This is a genomic window from Acrocarpospora macrocephala, assembly GCF_009687865.1.
Lineage (GTDB): Bacteria > Actinomycetota > Actinomycetes > Streptosporangiales > Streptosporangiaceae > Acrocarpospora > Acrocarpospora macrocephala.
Map to the genome: position 1 here is coordinate 1 of NZ_BLAE01000089.1, position 16,662 is coordinate 16,662.

Below are 16,662 nucleotides of genomic sequence, written 5' to 3' on the forward strand. Positions count from 1 at the left end.
CCGCCTCGACCGGGGGCACCCGCGCGGCGCGCAGCGCGGGCGGCACCCCGGCCAGCAGCGCCAGCGCGAGGGCCGCCGGGATCGCCAGGAACGTGCGCGCCCCCGGTTCCGGGAGGCCCGACCAGGCGCTCAGCGGCAGCGCCAGCAGCGCCGCCAGCCCGCCCGCGAGCAGCCCGATCAGGCCGAGTTCCAGCAGCACGACCCCGAAGATGCGCCGCCGCGCCCACCCCAGGCAGGCGAGCACCCCCAGCTCGGTCCGCCGCGCCCGTACGGCCGCCGCCGCGGCGTTCAGCACGAACAGCGCGCACACCGCGAGGATCAGCACGAACAGCGCGACGGACTTGCGGTCGGCCGCCTCCAGGATCTGGTACGCCACGCCCTTGCTCACCCACCCCTCGCTGAGCGTCAGCGCGGGCCGGCCGTACCGGCCGGCGGGCAGGTCGACGGTGACCGGGGTCGGCGAGGAGCCGATGGTGATGTCCACGTCGAGCCCGGTGGCGGCGACGATGTCGCGGGCGACCTGGCTGATCCGCTCCCGCGAGACCGCGTCGGGCCCGGTGACGCCGGCGACACGGACGCGGACCACGCTCAGCGGCGCCTGCGCCGCGGGCGCGCCCTTGGTGGCCTCGGTGATCAGGCGCAGCCCGTCGAAGTTCGTCAGCAGCAGCGGCGGCGCCTGCAGGTATCCGGCGACGTTGTCGCCCGGCAGCAGCGGACGGTTCCCCAGCAGCTCCCGGGAGCGCGCGTCCCCGGGCGCCGCCTCCGGCGGGTTGTAGGTCTCCATCGGCACCCGGGTCAGCTCGTTGAGGCCGGGCAGCTTCGCCGGGTCGAATCGGCCGACGACGCGGGAGGCGAGCGTGTCGATGCCGCCCTCGATGTAACGCGGCGTCAGGGTGCGGAACTGCGTGTCGGCCGAGCCGAGCGGGGCCATCGTGGCCGCGCCGAGCCCGCCGAACATGTCGTACGCCGGGTCCTTCCACACGCCCGGGTCGTTGGTCACCGGCAGCGCGGCCACCCGGCGCGGGCCGTCCACGCGGTAGCCGGTCGGTCCTGGCACCCAGTAGCGGGTGAACGGAAGCCACATGTCGGGCGACAGGTTCTCCCACTGGTCGAGCAGGAGGCGGTAGGACTCCCGCGAGTCGAACGTCCGGCGCAGCACCTCCTGGCCCCGTTGCCCGTCCAGGTAGGCGCGGAACGAGCGGGCGGACGGCTCGGTCGTCGCGCGCTCGGCCGCCGCGGCGGGCAGCCGGCTGATGACGGCCTCCTCGCGCTGGTCGGTGTAGGAGCGGTCGGAGGCGATGAGCTTGATCTCCTTGAGTCCCGGCATCGACGCCGTCTGCGACTCGGACGACTCCCGCTGCTTCAGGTAGCGCCCGCCGGTCATCGCGTCGTCGAGCCCGGCCAGCCGCGCCTCGGCGTCCGGGTCGACGGCGGCCAGCACGAACGGGAAGTCCTGGGCGATCGACAGCTGCGGCGGGGTGGGCTGCTCGCCGTCGAAGGCGTACTTCTCCGACCACCAGCCGATCAAGCGGTTCTTCCGGTCGAAGTAGTACGGCGAGGGGTCCGGGTCGGGCGGCTGGTAGAACGGCTTGCCCAGGGAGACGGTGCGCCCTCCGGCCAGCTTCTCCGACACGTACTGCGTCTGAACGCCCTGGCCCGTCCCGACCTCCAGGGGGCGGCGGGTGAAGTAGGCGTAGTCGGGCGCGCCGTAGGAGATGCGGGTCAGGCCGCGGTCCAGGACGTGGGTGAACTGGAGGCGGAACATGGTGCGCTCGCCGCGCAGTTCGGCGCCGATGTCGAACGACTCGTAGCCGCGGCCGGTGATGTAGCCGATCATGCCGATGGGGGCGGCGACCTCGATGCCGTCGAGCTTCTTGATCGCGTCGTACTGCGCGAAGGAGATGCCGCCGAAGATGCCCGACAGGTAGTTGGCGCGGACCAGGTTCTGCCCGCGTTCCAGCGCGGAGGCGCTGCCGTTCCTCGCGCAGCCGCAGCAGCAGGTCGACGATCTCCTCGCCGGTGGCGGTGTCGAGGTTGCCGGTCGGTTCGTCGGCCAGCAGCAGCGCCGGCTCGGCGACGAGCGCGCGAGCGATCGCCACCCGCTGCTGCTGGCCGCCCGAGAGCTCGCCGGGCAGGGACTTCTCCCGGCCGGAGAGCCCGACGGCCGCGACGAGGTCACGGGCCCGGGCCTTGCGGTCGAAGCCCACCCGGTACGGCAGCACCGGCGCGAGCACGTTGTCGAGCACGCTGAGGGCAGGCAGCAGGTGGAAGCGCTGGAAGACGAACCCGACCGTGCGCCGGTGCCGCTCCAGCCCGCGCCGCCGCAGCGTGTCGACGCGCTGCCCGCCCACGTGGACCTCGCCCCCGTCCGGGAAGTCCATGGCGCCGATGAGGTGCAGCAGCGTCGATTTGCCCGCCCCGGAAGGGCCGGTGAGCGCCACGGTGCTGCCCGCCGCGATGTCCAGGCCGACCCCGTCGAGGGCGAGCCCCGACGCGTACGCCCGGGTGACCGCCACGAGTCTGATCTCCACACTCATGGGCCATACATTGTCACAATGTAGGCAACCCGTGGAAGCCCCTAGGATGACCGCATGCCGTTGAGCCACGCCGTACTGGCCCTGCTGTCGAGCGGCCCCAGCCACGGGTACGAGTTGAAGGGCCGCTTCGAGGCGGCCATCGGCCCCCAGTGGGGCGGGCTGAACATCGGGCACCTGTACCAGATCCTCGACCGGCTGGTTCGCGACGGCCACGTGACGAGGGACCACGTCTCCCAGAACGACCGTCCCGACAAGACGATCTACCGCCTGACCGGCACCGGCCTCGCCGAGTTGCGCGACTGGGCGGCCAGCCCGGTGGTGCGCGCCGGCGGCTTCCGCGACGAGTTGTTCCTCAAACTGCTGGGCGTCACCCAACTCGGCCCCCAGGCGCTGGCGGCGTTCGTCGACCGGCAGCGCACCGCCTACCTGTCCGACCTGGCCGCGCTCACCCGGCAGCGCCGGGAGCAGACCGACCCGCTGGTCGCCGTCCTGATCGACGCGGCGATCGCGCACACCAAGGCCGACCTGGAGGTCGTGACCGCAGCCGAGACACGACTCGCCGAGCTGGCGGAGCGAGCGGGTCGATCCGGGCTCTCCGTCGGCGAGCAGCGGTCGGTGGGCTGAGCTCTTCCTGTCCCGTCACGACGCGTTCCACCCGGTCCGGTCGTCGCGGACGATCCGGCCGCCCGACATCACCCAGCGCACGCTCCGGAAGGCCGAGGTCGCCGTGAGGGGATCGCCGTCCATGGCGATGAGGTCGGCGCACTTGCCGGGTTCGACGGTGCCGAGGTCGGCCTCCGCGCCGAGCCAGCGCACGGGGCCGAGCGTGCCGGCGTACAGGGCGCGGGCCGGGCCGAGGCCCGACTCGGACATGTGCTCCAGCTCCCGCACCGAGGCGTTGGTGCCCTCGAACTGCCAGAACGGGGGCATGTCGCTGCCGAGCAGCACCTCCACACCGGCGGCGAGGGCCATCGCGTAGCTTTCCAGATGGCGAGGGCCCGCGTCGAGCGAGCGCCGCCGCATCCACTCCGGCACGCCCAGCTGGTCGAAGAACTCCTCGCAGCGGGTGACCAGCAGGGTCGGCACCAGGGCGGTGCCCCGCTCCGCCATCAGGGCCGTCACCTCCGGGGTGAGCTGGTAGCCGTGCTCGACGCAGTCCAGTCCCCGCTCGACCGCCTCGGCGATGACCGGCGCGGGCCCGGCATGCGCGGTGACCTTGCGGCCCCAGGCGTGCGCGGTCTCGATCACGGCGGCCAGTTCGTCGGGGAACAGCTGCCGGGTGTGGATGGACTCGTGCTCGCCGGCGATGCCGCCAGAGATCATCACCTTGATCAGGTCGGCTCCGGCCTTGACCTGCCTGCGCACCCCGCGCCGGAACCCGTCGGCGCCGTCGCACTCCAGCGTGTCCGTGCCCTCGTGCCCGTGGCCGCCGGTGCAGACCAGCGCCTGGCCGGCGGTGAAGATCCGAGGGCCGGTCACCCACCCGGAGGTGATCGCGCGGCGCAGCGCGAAGTCGGCGTGGTCCTTCTCGGCGACGCAGCGGACGGTGGTCACCCCGCAGAGGAGGGTCCGCCGGGCGCCGTCGGCCATGTAGTGGGCGAGTTCGTACGCACCCAGCCCCTTGACCGCGTCGCCGCCCTGGCCCGGCAGGGACAGGGACAGGTGGGTGTGCATGTTCACCAGCCCTGGCGTCAGATACGCGCCGGCCAGATCGACCTGCCGGAAGTCACCGGCCGCCCCGGCCGCCGCGAGCACCTCGGGGGCGGGCCCGACCGCTTCGATGCGCTCCCCGCGCACCCACACCGCCGCGTCCACCAGCGGCGCGACCCCCTCCAGGACCCGGCCGTCCACCACCGTGCAACCGGTCAGCACGATCGCGGACCGTTCCGCGTTCATCCCGTACCACCGGCCACGCCGGCGGCGAGGGCCGGCAGCACCTCCGTGCCGAGCATGTCCACCGCCTGGCGCAGGTCCGGGCCGAGCGGCGGCCCGAACGAGAGGTGGGTCGCGCCCGACGCCCGCAGCGACCGGCACCGCTCGACCACCTCGGCCACGCTTCCCGTGATGCCCAGCGCCAGCATCCGGTCGTCGACCAGCCTGGCGGCGGCCTCGAGGCCCTCGCGCTCCAGCACGGCCGTCACCGGCGCGAAGTCCTCGACCGCGAGCCCGGCCCTGGTCAGCAGATACGGCGCGAAGGACGGCCCGTAGTAGGCGATCTTAGCGGCCATGGCGAGCCGGGCCGCCGCCACGTCGTCGCCCACCGACACCCAGAAACAGGCCGGGATGTCGAGCTCGTCCGGCGATCGCCCGGCGCCCTCGGCTCCCCGCAGCACCTGCGCCCTGGCGTTCGGGAAGTGCTCCGGGGGGTAGAGGAGCGGCAGCACGCCGTCGGCCAGCCGTCCCGCCATCTCCAGCATCATCGGGCTCATGGCGCCGACGTACACGGGCACTGGCCGCACCGGCGGAACGCGCAGCTTCGACAGCGGCCCGAACCAGTCGGGCAGCGGGCCCCGGACCTCGTCCACGCCCATGTCCGCGCCCAGCAGGACCCGGGCCGCCGTGACCGTCTCCGCCGTCCTGGCCAGCGGGCGCGGCCGGTCGATCCCCGCCCAGGCGAGGAACTCCGCAGATCCAGCCGCGACGCCGAGCAGGAACCGGCCGCCGGTCGCCTCCTGCATGGTCGCCGCCATCATGGCGATCTCGGCCACGTGGACGGAGTACGGGTTCATGATCCCGACGCCGAGCTTGATCCGCTCCGTCTTCGCCGCGAGCACCCCGAGCAGCACCGGGGCCGACCGCAGGAACAGGTCGTTGGACACCCACAACTGGTCGAAGCCGTACCGCTCGGCCTGCTGAGCCAAGTCCACAAGGGTCGCGACGTCGAGATCGTTGTTGACCCGCAGGGAGTACGTCATCTGCTGACCTCCGCATCGACCTCTACCTCGACGAGGAAATCAGCTCCGATCAGCGAGCCGACCACGTAGGTGCTGTTCGCCGGCGCCACGTCGCCGAGCACCTCGGCGTGGGCGCGTGACGCCTCCCGCCAGTCCGCACCTGGCGCCAGCAGCATCCGGGTGCGCAGCACCGATGTGCGGGCACCGCCCAGCTCCTCGACCGCCGCCACGGCCCGGCGCAGGCATTCGAGGGCCTGCGCGTAGGTGTCTCCCGGGTACAGGGCCGAACCGTCAGGCCCGTGGGCCGTCGTCCCGCTCACCGCGATGCTGCCGCCCTGCCGTGCCGCACGAGAATAGCCGGCCTGCTCCTCCCAGCCAGTGCCGTCCCGGAACCGCGGACCGGCCCCGATCGCGTCCGGTCCAGTCGCGGGCTCTGGAACGGTGCCCTGCGCGGTGTCGGTGTATTCCTCGATCCGCACGACCCGGCCGTCCCTGACCTCGACGTGCATCATCGCGTCGACCGCCAACTCCGCACCCGTGCTCCGGTCACGGCCGCGAAAGACGCACCGCTGCACGTAGCCGCCCGGCACCGGATCGATACGGACGCCGGTGGCGTGGAAGCCGTCATAGTGCGCACCGATGCGGCGTACGGCATCGAGACTCTCCGCCTTGTCCCGTCCCACGCCGTCATAGTTGTGCCACACGCGTATGTCGGCGGCGTAGAGCCGGTCGACACGCGCCACATCCCCGGAGGTGATGGCGTCCAGGAGATCCTCGGCGAAGCGGCGCATGTCGACGCCGGCCCCCGCGAGGGTGTCGGCCCGCAGCAGGTCGCCCGCGTCGCCGAGCAACTGCAGTCGCTGTACGGCCAGCGGCACGTTGCCGTCGGACCACAACGCGTCGTGGAAGGCCCGCAGATCGAAGCCGTCCCGAGCCCGCCGCGCCGCGTCCGCCAGCAGTCGCAGCACCTGCACCTTGCCGACCTGGTACGACAGGCCCTGTCCCGGTGTCGCCGCGAAGAAGGCGGCCTCCTCCCTGGCGGTCTCCAGGTCGACGGGCACGAGTTCGTGCAGCATCCGCGCGGCGCCATCGATGTCGATCTCGCCGAGCGCGAGCCGAACGTCCACCTCGACCCGGATCGCCCGCAGCCGCATGAAGTTGTAGACGATGGCGCGGGTCAGCGGCGCGTGCTCGAAGAGGCCGGCCTGCAGCATCATCTCCTCGTTGTAGAAGGCGATCCCCTCGTTGGGCACGGAGTCGTAGAACTGCCGGTGCGCCGGATCCGGGTGCCGCCAGGTGCGCGCCAGCTGCTGGTAGTGCACGCCCTCGTGGATGATCCCGGCCCTGGGGTCGGCGGCGTTGGCCCGGTAGAAGTACGGCAGGCCGGGCCCCGGCGCGGGCACGTAGCTGATCCCGTCCTGGTCGAGCCGGTGCTCGTCGGTGAGGTCGTCGGTGACCCCCAGCCAGCGCAGCGGCTCCAGGTGGTCCGGCAGCGGCAGGTTCCGGTAGTGCCGGAGCGTCTCCGGCTGCGAGAGCAGCCCGCGCTCCTCGTAGAACGCGCGCACCTCCAGTTCGGCCGCCCGCTCCGCCGCGCTCTGGTCCTGCGCCGTCGCGGGCGGGGGCGGCCACTCGGGCGGCCCGGACCTGACTCCTTCGAACAGCTCGAACGCCTCGGCGCGGTCCCGCTCCTGGGCGGCCAGGGCGAGGATCTCGGCGGTGGACCAGGGCAGCAGGGCGACCCGGTGGAGGAAGAAGCCGAAGGCCTCCCGACCGACCGGCCGGTGCGGGGCGAACGTGGCCAGCCGCTCGGTCAGCCAGGACCGCCAGTCGGCGAGCGCCCGCGCGGCGTCGGCGGCGGCCGTCACCGCGGCGGTGGCCCATTCCCTGTCGAGCTGCGGCGCGAGCCGGTCGATCGACGTCTGGAGCTGCTCGGGCGCCGCCGCGCTGTCCCGCAGCGCGAGCTCGGCGAACTCCCGGGTCGCGGTGTCCGCCAGGTTGTCCCTGGCGGTGTCCAGGGTGGCGGGGATCCAGCGCAGCCGTTCGACGAGGTCCGCGCTGCGGGCCGCGTCGAAGGGGCCCGGCGGGAGCAGCGCGTCGAAGACGTGGCCGATCGTCTGGTCGAGGTAGAACCAGGGGTCGCGCCGCCAGCTCGCGACGATCTCCAGCTCCCAGCGCACCCGGGCGGTGGCCGAGCCGAGCAGCCGCCGCGGGACCTCGACCGCGGCGTCCCGCGACGGTGCGATGGCGTCCAGCTGACGCTCGATGTCGGCCAGGAAGCGCAGGCCGTCGTTCACGGCGGCGGCGTTCCACGCCGGGTGCCACCCGGCCGGCCGGGTCACGCGCGGGATGTCGTCGCGCGTGCGCGGGGTGGTGGCCAGCCGCCAGGCCCAGAACCGCTCGGTCAAATCGGTGAGAGCTGACCTGGCATCGGTCATGTCGCGTCCTTCCCTATATGCGTGGTCGAATCCGCCAGCGGGCGCGCCGGCTCACCGGCGTTCTGCAGAACGCACGCGGCCGACCGGCCGTCCCTCAGGACGACGAGCGGCGGGTCGTCCCGGGAGCACTCCGGCCGCGCCAGCGGGCAGCGCGGGTGGAACCGGCAGCCGCTGGGGGGCCGAGCCGGGTCGGGGACGTCGCCCGGCAGCTCGACCGGCAGCACACCCGCCCCATCGGCCCGGGGCACCGCCGAGATGAGCGCCCGCGTGTAAGGATGGGCGGGCGAGGACCAGAGCTCCTGGGTGGGCCCGGCCTCGACGACGCGGCCCAGGTACATGACCGCCGTGCGATCCGCGATCTGCCGGACCACCGACAGGTCATGCGAGATGAACACCATGCCCATGTCGAGTTCGCGGACCAGGTCCACCAGCAGGTTGGCGACGGACGCCTGCGCCGACGCGTCGAGGGCGCTGATCGGCTCGTCGGCGACGATGCAGCTCGGCTCGGCGGCGAGCGTCCGGGCGATGGCGATGCGCTGGCGCTGGCCGCCGCTGAACTCGTGCGGGTAACGCCGGGCGGCGTCCGCCGGCAGCCCGACGCGTTCGAGCAGCTCCCCGGCCCGGCGCAGGGCCTCCCGCCGGGAGGCTCCGCCGAGGAGGTACCCGTCGCCGACCTGGTCGCCGACCCACCGGCGAGGGTTGAGCGAGGCGTACGGATCCTGGAAGACCATCTGCAGTCCGCGCATGCCGGGCGCCCGGCGGCGACGGCCCAGCGGGACGATCGGGTGGCCGTCGAAGCGGATCCGCCCGGCGGCGGGCAGCAGCCCCACCACCGCGCGGCCCAGCGTGGACTTGCCGCAGCCGGACTCGCCGACCAGCCCGAGAATCTCGCCGCGCGCCAGGCTCAGGTCCGCCCCGTCCACGGCACGCAACGCGGGGGCGCCACGCCGGTGGTAGTCCACGGAGACTCCGCTCGCCTCCAGCAGGGCGCTCATGCGATACCTCCCAGCGGGTCGGGCGGGCAGGCCGACGCGTGCCCGGGTTCGACGAGAACCGGCGCCGGGCGTTCGGTCCGGCAGTCCGGGACGGCGTACCCGCAGCGGGGGTGGAACGGGCAGCCCTCGGGCACCTCGCCGAGGGAGGGCGGACTGCCCGGAATCGGCCGGAGCGCCGCCGCCCCGCCCTCCGGATGCGGCAGCGCGTCGAGCAGCCCCCGGGTGTACGGATGCCGGGGCCGGGTCAGGACGTTCTCCCGGGGGCCGACCTCCGCGGTCCGCCCGCCGTACATCACGCAGATGCGGTCGGCCACGGCGGACAGCACGCCCAGATCGTGGGTGATCACGACGACGGCCAGCTCCCGCTCGGCCCGCAACCGGTGCAGCAGCCGCAGGATGCCCGCCTGGACGGTGACGTCCAGCGCGGTCGTGGGCTCGTCGGCCAGCAGCAGGCGCGGCTCGCAGGCCAGCGCCACGGCGATGGCGATGCGCTGCCGCATGCCGCCGGAGAACTGGGCGGCGTGCGCGCCCAGCGCCTGCTCGGGATCGGGGATCCGCACCGTGGCGAGCAGCTCGACCGCCCGCCCGCGGGCCTCCGACCGGCCCAGCCCGAGATGGTGGCGCATGTGCTCGGTCAGCTGCGTCTCAATGCTGAGCATCGGGTGCAGGCTGGTCGAGGGATCCTGGGACACCATCGCGATCCGGCGCCCGCGCACGGCGCGCAGCTGCCGGGCCGACATCGAAAGCAGGTCGCGGCCCTCGAACACCGCCTTGCCGCTGGTCCTGGCGGCGTGCGGAAGCAGGCCGAGCAGCGCCATCGCGGTCATCGTCTTGCCGCTGCCGCTCTCCCCCGCGATGCCGAAGATCTCCCCGCTGCCCACCTGAAACGAGAGGCCGTCCACGGCCATGCGCGGGCCGCGACGGGTGGCGAGCCATACGGTGAGGTCCTCGACCTCCAGCAGCGCTCCCATGATCACCCCCTGATGGCACGCGCGGTGCGCGGATCGAGCGCGTCCCGCAGCGTGTCTCCGACGAAGTTGAAGGCGAGCACCACGGTCAGGATGCACAGCCCGGGGAAGAGGCCGACCCACCAGCGATCGAAGTTGGCCGCTCCGGCCGCCACCATGGCGCCCCACTCGGCGGCGGGCGGCTGCGCGCCGAGTCCCAGGAAGGACAGGCCGGACAGCAGCAGCACGGCGTTCCCGACGTCGAGCGCGGCCATCACCAGGACCGGACCGGCGATGTTGGGCCGCAGATCCACCAGCATCGTACGGACGGCCGACGAACCGAGCAGCCGACTGGCCACCACGTACTCGGAGTTCCTGGCCGACAGCACCAGGCCGCGCACCAGCCGCGCGTACGAGGGCCAGGACACCACGACGACCGCCAGGACGGCGTTGCGGAGCTGGGGACCGAGCGCGGCGGCCACGGCCATCGCCAGGATGATGCCGGGGAAGGCGAACACCAGATCGGCCAGCCGCATCAGCGCGCCGTCCACCCAGCCGCCGAAGAAGCCCGCGATGCCGCCGACGACGGAGCCGATCACCGCGGCGAACGCCACCAGCAGGAAGGCCAGCGGCAACGACACCTGGGAGCCGTAGATCACGCGGCTCAGCACGTCGCGGCCGAGCTCGTCGGTGCCGAACAGGTGCTGCGCGGACGGTTCGAGCAGCTTCGGCGAGAGCTGGTCGAGCGGCCCCTGCGGGGCGAGCAGCGGTGCCAGCAGCGCCACCAGCACCCAGAGCACGATGAACGCGGCGCCCACCAGGGCGAGCGGCTGCCGCCACGGCGACCGAGCGGCCGGGTCGCGGCGGGAGCGGGCGGCGGGCGAATCGCTTGCGGTCACGTCAGCCTGATCCTCGGGTCGATGACTCCGTACAGGAGGTCCACGAGCAGGTTGATGAGGATGTAGACGGCGGCGACGACGATGCTGACGCCCATGATGCCGGGCAGGTCCAGGTTGACGGCGCTGCGGTAGGCGTACTGCCCGAGACCCGGCCAGGAGAAGATGTTCTCCACCAGCACCGCGCCGGACAGCAGGCTGCCGAAGGCGACGCCGGCCACCGTGATGATCGCGACCATCGCGGGGCGCAGCACGTGCCGCAGGATGACCACCCGCTCGGGCAGTCCCTTGGCCCTGGCCGCGCGGACGTAGTCGTTGCCGAGGATCTCCAGCACGGACGCGCGGGTGAAGCGCATCAGCATCCCCACCGTGTAGACGGCGAGCACGAGGGACGGCAGCACCAGATGCCCGGCCGCCGACGACAGCACGTCCCACTCACCGGCGAGCGCCGCGTCGATCGTGTAGAAGCCGGTGGCGTACGGCGGCGGGTTCATCCCCGGGTCCAGGCGACCGCCCCCCGGCAGCAGGCCGAACTTGAAGAACAGCAGGTAGAACGCGACGAGCGCGACCCAGAAGGTCGGCATCGACACCCCGCCCAGGCTCACCACGCGGAGCACCTGGTCGGGCCAGCGGTCCCGGTTGACGGCGGCGACGACGCCGAGGGCGACACCCACCAGCAGCGACAGCACGATCGCGAAGAGCGCGAGTTCGATCGTGGCCGGCACGTATTCGGCGAGGTCCTGCGCCACCGGCCGGTGGCTCTGCTGGGACATCCCGAAGTTGCCCTGGAGCACATTGCCGAGGTAGGTCAGGTACTGCACCGGGACCGGCTTGTCCAGGCCGTACTTGGCCCGGAACGCGGCCACCGCCGCCGGGTCGCCGATGGCCCGCTGCCCGAGATTCGCGGCGGCGGGATCGCCGGGGACCAGCTGGGTCAGCACGAACGCGACCAGCGTGATCCCGACGCACAGCAGCGCCGCGGCCACCAGGCGGCGGGCGAGGAACCGCGCCAGCGGCAGCCCGCCGGGGCGGGCCGGACGACGCCGGCCCGCCCCGGTGGAACCGCTGGCAGGCTCAGCCGAGTTCACGGACGTTGACCAGCCAGAGGGCGTTGGACTGCAGGTTCCGCACCGACTTGGAGGCGACCAGGATCTGGGCCGGCTGGATCAGCGGCATGATCGGTCCCGCCTCGTTCATCGAGTGCTGGATCTGCTCGTACAGACCGGCCCGCTGGCCGTCGTCGACGGTCGTCGCGGCCTTGGCGCCGAGTTCCTCCAGCGCGGGGGCGGCGCCCTCGGCCCACCCGGCGCGCAGGCCGACCAGCTGGCCCGGCAGGAAGTTGAGGTAGTTGCTGGGGTCGGGGAAGTCCGGGCCCCACTGCCACAGGCCCATCTCCTCCGTGCCGCCGCGGTAGGTCTCCAGTGCGGTCTGCACCGACGCGGGCGCCAGCTCCACCGTGATGCCGACCTCCTTCAGGTTGGCCTGCACGCGGGCCGCGAGGTCGCCGAAGTTGAGCCCGTTGACCTGGACGTCGCTCGGGTAGCTCAGCTTCACGGTCGGGTTCTGCAGGCCGGACGCGGCCAGCGCGGCCTTGGCCCTGGCGACGTCGCGGACGACGGCGTCGCTGCCCGGCAGGGCGCCCAGGAAGACCGAAGGGACGACGCCGGGCGCCTGCACGGCCCCCTCACCGGCGAGATCGACGAGGCTCTGGTAGTCGATCCCATAGCGGACGGCCTCCTGGAACTTGGGGTTCGACGAGGTCTTCGAGATCTCCGGGTTGTTGTTGGTGAACACGAAGAACACGTTCGGCGAGGCGCCGTTGACCGTCTGCAGCTGGTCGAGGCCCTTCGCCTGTTCGGGCGAGAGGTCGACCGCGATCTGCGACTCGCCCTTCAGGACGTTGAGCCGCTGCACATTGGCCTGCACGTTGCGGACGACGACCTTGGCGTAGGCCGGCTTGGCGCCCCAGTACTTCTCGTTCACGGTCAGCACGACCTGGGAGGTGGTGCTGTAGCTGTTGAGGATGTACGGCCCGCTGCCGGCGGACTGGGAGTTGAGGAAGCTCTCCGCCGTGTCGGCCTTGTCGGCCCCGACAGCGTCGCTGGCCCCGTTCTTCTTGGCCACGGTGGAGTTGAGGATGCCCAGCGCGGGGTTGGGCAGGATGAAGGGAACGGCCGTGTTCGGCTTCGCACTGGTGACGACCACGGTGGCCGGGTCCGGGGCGGCGACCGTGAGGCCGTCCATGAGGAACGACGGGTTGCCCTTCACGTTCTTCACCCGGTTGAGCGAGAAGACGACGTCGGCCGAGGTGACGGGCGAGCCGTCGGAGAACTTCGCGTCGGTGCGGAGCTTGAACGTGAAGGTCTTGCCGTCGGGGGCCGCGGTGTAGGACTCCGCGAGCGCCGGGACCGGCTTGGTCACGTCGCCGCCCTTGAAGGTGAGCAGCGTGTCGTAGATCGACTCGTCGATGAGCAGCCCGGTCGGCTCGAACATGCGGGCGGGATCGGCGGTCTTGAGCTGGAACGCGGTGTCGATGACGAGGGTCTTCTCGCCCTGGGAGCTGGTCGCGGACGGGGTCGAGCCACCGCCGCCGCACGCGGCGAGCAGGCTGGTCAGCGTCAGGACGGCGGCGAGCACACCGGCAGACCGGATCTTCATGGGGGTCTCCAAGGCCGGACTACGGACGGGATCGCGGAGCGGTCGCCAGGACCGTCGGGCGCGGACGTTCGGAATAGCGCAGGGGCCCGGCGGGAGGCCGCTCGGGCGGATGGAGTGATGTCATGACTCTCCTGTGGTGGCGGCGACGTGACCACAACCCGGACGTGCAGCCTTACTGCACGTTGAGCGGGCACGTTAGGCCGTCCGGCGGGACCGCGTCAATACCCCTGATCGCGTCCGGAGCACGATTGACCTGCTCACGGCACTGGTTGACGGGAAACACGGCCCCCCTTACGGTGCATGGCACGCGTGTAGTTAACCTGCACGTGACAGAGCGATGGTAGGAAGGACGACGTGGGTGATCGGAGACCGCTTGCACGAGCTGCGCACCGCGCGGGGGATGAGTTTGCGTGTCCTGGCCCAGCAGGCAGGGGTGTCTCCGACGCTGCTCAGCCAGATCGAGCGCGGCGTCACCGAGCCCAGCCTGGCGACCCTCCGCCGGCTGGCCGGCGTCTTCGGCGAGTCCATCGCCTCGCTGTTCGAGGACCCCGCCGCTCCTTCGGTGTGGCTCAGCCGGCCCGGTGAGCGGACGACCCTCGGCGCGCCCAACGGGCAGATCCGCTACGAACGGCTCACCCCCGGCAACGGGCAGCTCGAGGTGCTGCACGCGGTCCTCGCCCCCGGTGAGGTCTCCAGCGAGGAGCTGTGGAGCCACCCGTCGATGGAGTGCGTCTACGTGGTCGGCGGAACGCTGACCGTCGAATTCGAGCGCACTACCTACACCGTCGTCGCGGGCGAGAGCATCACGCTCGACTCCACCCGGCCGCACCGCTACCTGAACAGCTCCGACGCGCCCGCGGAGATCGTCCTCGCCATCAACCCGCCGACGCCCTGAGCGCCGGTCGCGACAGAAGGAACCGGCATGGAGGACAACCACGGCGACATGGAACTCTACGATCTGCGGGTCAGCGTCGACCGCATCGAGGGCCGGTCGGTCTGCGGCATGGAAACGGGCGACTACTTCGAGCTGACCGAGAGCGCCCACCTGCGCCTCCCCGAGGGGCGCCACTTCTGCGTCTACGCGCTGGCCGCCGTGCTGCCGTTCCTGGCCGCCAAGCAGCGTGACCTGGCCTCGGGAGACTGGCTGGCGCAGGACTCCCACTTCGCCTGCCCCGACCCCGAGGAGCGGCTGATCATGCGGGTGGAACGCACCTGCCGACGTCGGCTGAACTCCGCCGACCTGACCTGACGCGCGCGAGGAGAGGTCTGCCGTGACCGCCGTGGAGATCGGGCTCGGGCTGCAGGGCGACAAGCGACCCGGCGACTACGCGCGGCTGGCGCGCAGCGCCGAGGAGCACGGCTTCGACGTGCTGACCGTGTTCGGCGACCTGATGTACCAGCCACCGATCTTTCCCCTGCTGGAGATGGCCGGCGTCACCGAGCGTGTCCGCCTGGGGACGGCCTGCCTCAACCCCTACTCCATGGCGCCGTACGAGATCGCCGGGCAGGTCGCCGCGCTCGATCTCGCCTCGCGTGGCCGTGCGTACCTGGGACTGGCCAGGGGGACCTGGCTGGACGCGGTCGGCATCGACCAGCGGCTGCCGCTGACCACCCTGGAGGAGGCGGCGCAGGTCGTCTACCGGCTGCTCCGCGGCGACTCCGGAGGATATCCGGGGAAGGTGTTCCGGCTGGCGCCGGGCACCGCGCTGCGGTACGCCGTGCACCGGCCCGACCCACCGCTGCTGCTGGGTGCCTGGGGCGCCAAGGGGGCGGCCCTGGCCGGGCGGATCGCCGACGAGATCAAGGTGGGCGGCAGCGCCAACCCGGCCATGGTGGCGGTGATCCGGGACCGGGTGCGGCCTGGCGCGGAGGCCGTCGGCCGGGCCGCTGCGGAGGTCGGCATCGTGCTCGGCGCGGTCACCGTCGTCGACACCGACGGCGCGGCGGCGCGGAACCGGGCCCGCGCCGAGGTCGCCATGTACCTCGCGGTCGTGGCCGGTCTTGATCCGACCGTCGAGATCCCCGCGGACCTGCTCGCCCGGGTGAAGGGGCTGGTCGACGCGGGCCACCACGGAGCGGCCGGCCGGCTGGTTCCCGACGACCTGCTCGACCTGTTCGCCTTCTCCGGGACGCCGGATCAGGTCGCCGCGCAGGCGCAGGCGCTCATCGACGCCGGGGTGCGCCGGGTCGAGTTCGGCACCCCGCACGGTCTCAGCGACCGGCGCGGGGTGGAACTGCTCGGGTCGGCGGTGCTGCCGCTGCTGCGCCGGGAGCCGGCTCGCGTCGATCCGTGCGGCTGATCAGCAATCCCGCAGCCAAGACCGCAAGAGAGACGGATAAACGGGTAGGAACTACCTAAAGAATCACAGATTTCACGGTAGGCGGCACCGCCGAAGGAGATTGTGATGCGCGTCAAGGTTCAGGACGTCATGACCACGGAGGTGGTGTCGGTACAGGGCAGCACCCCGTTCAAGGATGTGGCCGAGGTTCTGATCGCTCACGGCGTGAGCGCTGTTCCTGTGGTCGACGGCGAAGGCCATGTCCTCGGTGTGGTGTCCGAGGCGGACCTGCTGGTCAGGGAGGAGTTCAAGGAGCAGTACTACGGCGAGGGCTACCAGCGGCCGCTGCGCGCCCGGCTGCGGCGGCGCCTGAGCAAGGGGGGCGCCAGGGTCGGCGAAAGGGTCCACGGCGACATCGCGGCCGGACTGATGACCGCCCCAGCGGTCACGGTCCGGCCGCACGCCTCGGTGGCGGCGGCGATGCGGCTCATGGCCGGGCACGGCGTCAAGAGACTGTTCGTGGTCGACGAGAAAGGCCGCCTGATCGGCATCGTCAGCCGCGGTGACCTGCTGAAGGTGTTCCTGCGCTCCGACGCCGACATCGCCGGGGAAGTGCGCGAGGACATCCTTGGTCATTCCCTGTGGGCGGCGACCTCCGACGTGCAGGCCGCCGCGGAGCAGGGCGTGGTGACACTGACCGGAACGATGGAACGACGCAGCGACGCCCAGCTCGCGGTCCGCATGACCGAACGGGTCAACGGCGTGGTCGACGTGATCGACCACATCACCTGGAGAGTGAACGACGTCCCTGCCTGGAAGGGCCGCTGACCAGCGAGGTCGCGACCCCGTCCGCGGGCGCGTCTGGAGGCAGAGATGCGTCATGTCACCGTCAAGGACGTGCTGACCTGGCCGGTGATCTCCGTTGGGGAGAACACCTGTTTCAAGGACATCGCCGGAACGCTGGTCACGCACGCGGTGAGCGCCCTACCGGTTCTGGATGACGACGGGGAGGCGTGCTGAC

Annotated in this window: 15 protein-coding genes and 1 pseudogene; 6 read left to right on the plus strand and 10 right to left on the minus strand. The window is 72.2% G+C overall.

Going from position 1 to position 16,662, the window contains the following annotated elements; genetic code table 11:
- The coding region (locus Amac_RS47740; protein WP_155361085.1) for an FtsX-like permease family protein at window positions 1-1,837 on the minus strand (1,837 nt) is incomplete at its 3' end.
- 262 nt (window positions 1,838-2,099) lie between these two features.
- Window positions 2,100-2,537: pseudogene (locus Amac_RS58245) on the minus strand (ABC transporter ATP-binding protein); the annotation flags it as partial.
- Window positions 2,538-2,591: 54 nt separating this feature from the next.
- On the opposite strand from Amac_RS58245, the gene Amac_RS47750 reads away from it, so the two are divergent.
- Window positions 2,592-3,161 (plus strand): PadR family transcriptional regulator, encoded by a 570-nt coding sequence (locus tag Amac_RS47750; protein ID WP_155361086.1) that lies wholly within the window; start codon window positions 2,592-2,594, stop codon window positions 3,159-3,161.
- 15 nt (window positions 3,162-3,176) lie between these two features.
- Here Amac_RS47750 and Amac_RS47755 read toward each other — a convergent pair whose 3' ends face one another.
- From Amac_RS47755 to Amac_RS47795, 8 genes are read right to left on the minus strand one after another with little or no spacing between them, the layout of a single operon-like run.
- Window positions 3,177-4,433 (minus strand): amidohydrolase family protein, encoded by a 1,257-nt coding sequence (locus tag Amac_RS47755; protein ID WP_155361087.1) that lies wholly within the window; start codon window positions 4,431-4,433, stop codon window positions 3,177-3,179.
- Entirely contained in the window at window positions 4,430-5,452 is a 1,023-nt protein-coding gene (locus Amac_RS47760) for an LLM class flavin-dependent oxidoreductase (RefSeq protein WP_155361088.1), read from the minus strand. The genes Amac_RS47755 and Amac_RS47760 overlap by 4 nt, the downstream gene beginning before the upstream one ends.
- The gene (locus tag Amac_RS47770) at window positions 5,449-7,866 is read right to left on the minus strand and encodes a DUF885 family protein (protein ID WP_170323023.1); all 2,418 of its coding nucleotides are present in this window, start codon (window positions 7,864-7,866) and stop codon (window positions 5,449-5,451) included. Before Amac_RS47770 ends, Amac_RS47760 begins: the two co-directional genes overlap by 4 nt.
- Window positions 7,863-8,861 (minus strand): ABC transporter ATP-binding protein, encoded by a 999-nt coding sequence (locus tag Amac_RS47775; protein WP_155361089.1) that lies wholly within the window; start codon window positions 8,859-8,861, stop codon window positions 7,863-7,865. Before Amac_RS47775 ends, Amac_RS47770 begins: the two co-directional genes overlap by 4 nt.
- On the minus strand, window positions 8,858-9,832 hold the full coding sequence (locus Amac_RS47780; protein ID WP_155361090.1) for an ABC transporter ATP-binding protein: 975 nt from the start codon (window positions 9,830-9,832) through the stop codon (window positions 8,858-8,860). The genes Amac_RS47775 and Amac_RS47780 overlap by 4 nt, the downstream gene beginning before the upstream one ends.
- A 2-nt stretch (window positions 9,833-9,834) precedes the next feature.
- Window positions 9,835-10,707 carry an ABC transporter permease gene (locus Amac_RS47785; RefSeq protein WP_155361091.1) on the minus strand — a complete coding sequence of 291 codons (873 nt, stop codon included), beginning with the start codon at window positions 10,705-10,707 and terminating at the stop codon, window positions 9,835-9,837.
- Window positions 10,704-11,792 carry an ABC transporter permease gene (locus Amac_RS47790; protein ID WP_218041720.1) on the minus strand — a complete coding sequence of 363 codons (1,089 nt, stop codon included), beginning with the start codon at window positions 11,790-11,792 and terminating at the stop codon, window positions 10,704-10,706. The genes Amac_RS47785 and Amac_RS47790 overlap by 4 nt, the downstream gene beginning before the upstream one ends.
- On the minus strand, window positions 11,779-13,362 hold the full coding sequence (locus Amac_RS47795; protein WP_155361092.1) for an ABC transporter substrate-binding protein: 1,584 nt from the start codon (window positions 13,360-13,362) through the stop codon (window positions 11,779-11,781). Before Amac_RS47795 ends, Amac_RS47790 begins: the two co-directional genes overlap by 14 nt.
- Before the next feature lie 358 nt (window positions 13,363-13,720).
- Here Amac_RS47795 and Amac_RS47800 point away from each other — a divergent pair, with 358 nt between their 5' ends.
- The 5 genes from Amac_RS47800 to Amac_RS47820 all read left to right on the plus strand — a co-directional run bounded on the left by Amac_RS47800 (window position 13,721) and on the right by Amac_RS47820 (window position 16,661).
- Window positions 13,721-14,257, plus strand: a complete 537-nt coding sequence (locus Amac_RS47800) for a helix-turn-helix domain-containing protein (protein WP_155361093.1) — start codon at window positions 13,721-13,723, stop codon at window positions 14,255-14,257.
- 27 nt (window positions 14,258-14,284) lie between these two features.
- Window positions 14,285-14,611 carry a TIGR04076 family protein gene (locus Amac_RS47805; protein ID WP_155361094.1) on the plus strand — a complete coding sequence of 109 codons (327 nt, stop codon included), beginning with the start codon at window positions 14,285-14,287 and terminating at the stop codon, window positions 14,609-14,611.
- A gap of 22 nt (window positions 14,612-14,633) precedes the next feature.
- Window positions 14,634-15,662 (plus strand): LLM class flavin-dependent oxidoreductase, encoded by a 1,029-nt coding sequence (locus Amac_RS47810; RefSeq protein ID WP_218041721.1) that lies wholly within the window; start codon window positions 14,634-14,636, stop codon window positions 15,660-15,662.
- Between the two features lie 105 nt (window positions 15,663-15,767).
- A complete protein-coding gene (locus Amac_RS47815; protein WP_155361095.1) occupies window positions 15,768-16,469 on the plus strand; it encodes a CBS domain-containing protein in 702 nt (233 codons plus the stop codon).
- A gap of 45 nt (window positions 16,470-16,514) precedes the next feature.
- Complete coding sequence (locus Amac_RS47820) at window positions 16,515-16,661, plus strand: CBS domain-containing protein (RefSeq protein WP_155361096.1); 147 nt, start codon at window positions 16,515-16,517, stop codon at window positions 16,659-16,661.
- The last annotated feature ends 1 nt before the right edge of the window (window position 16,662 follow it).

Excerpts from the sequence above, each read along its gene's own strand:
- Amac_RS47750 (WP_155361086.1), top strand. The coding sequence starts at position 2,592 with ATGCCGTTGAGCCACGCCGTACTGGCCCTGCTGTCGAGCGGCCCCAGC.
- Amac_RS47755 (WP_155361087.1), bottom strand. The coding sequence starts at position 4,433 with ATGAACGCGGAACGGTCCGCGATCGTGCTGACCGGTTGCACGGTGGTG.
- Amac_RS47760 (WP_155361088.1), bottom strand. The coding sequence starts at position 5,452 with ATGACGTACTCCCTGCGGGTCAACAACGATCTCGACGTCGCGACCCTT.
- Amac_RS47770 (WP_170323023.1), bottom strand. The coding sequence starts at position 7,866 with ATGACCGATGCCAGGTCAGCTCTCACCGATTTGACCGAGCGGTTCTGG.
- Amac_RS47775 (WP_155361089.1), bottom strand. The coding sequence starts at position 8,861 with ATGAGCGCCCTGCTGGAGGCGAGCGGAGTCTCCGTGGACTACCACCGG.
- Amac_RS47780 (WP_155361090.1), bottom strand. The coding sequence starts at position 9,832 with ATGGGAGCGCTGCTGGAGGTCGAGGACCTCACCGTATGGCTCGCCACC.
- Amac_RS47795 (WP_155361092.1), bottom strand. The coding sequence starts at position 13,362 with ATGAAGATCCGGTCTGCCGGTGTGCTCGCCGCCGTCCTGACGCTGACC.
- Amac_RS47805 (WP_155361094.1), top strand. The coding sequence starts at position 14,285 with ATGGAGGACAACCACGGCGACATGGAACTCTACGATCTGCGGGTCAGC.
- Amac_RS47815 (WP_155361095.1), top strand. The coding sequence starts at position 15,768 with ATGCGCGTCAAGGTTCAGGACGTCATGACCACGGAGGTGGTGTCGGTA.
- Amac_RS47820 (WP_155361096.1), top strand. The coding sequence starts at position 16,515 with ATGCGTCATGTCACCGTCAAGGACGTGCTGACCTGGCCGGTGATCTCC.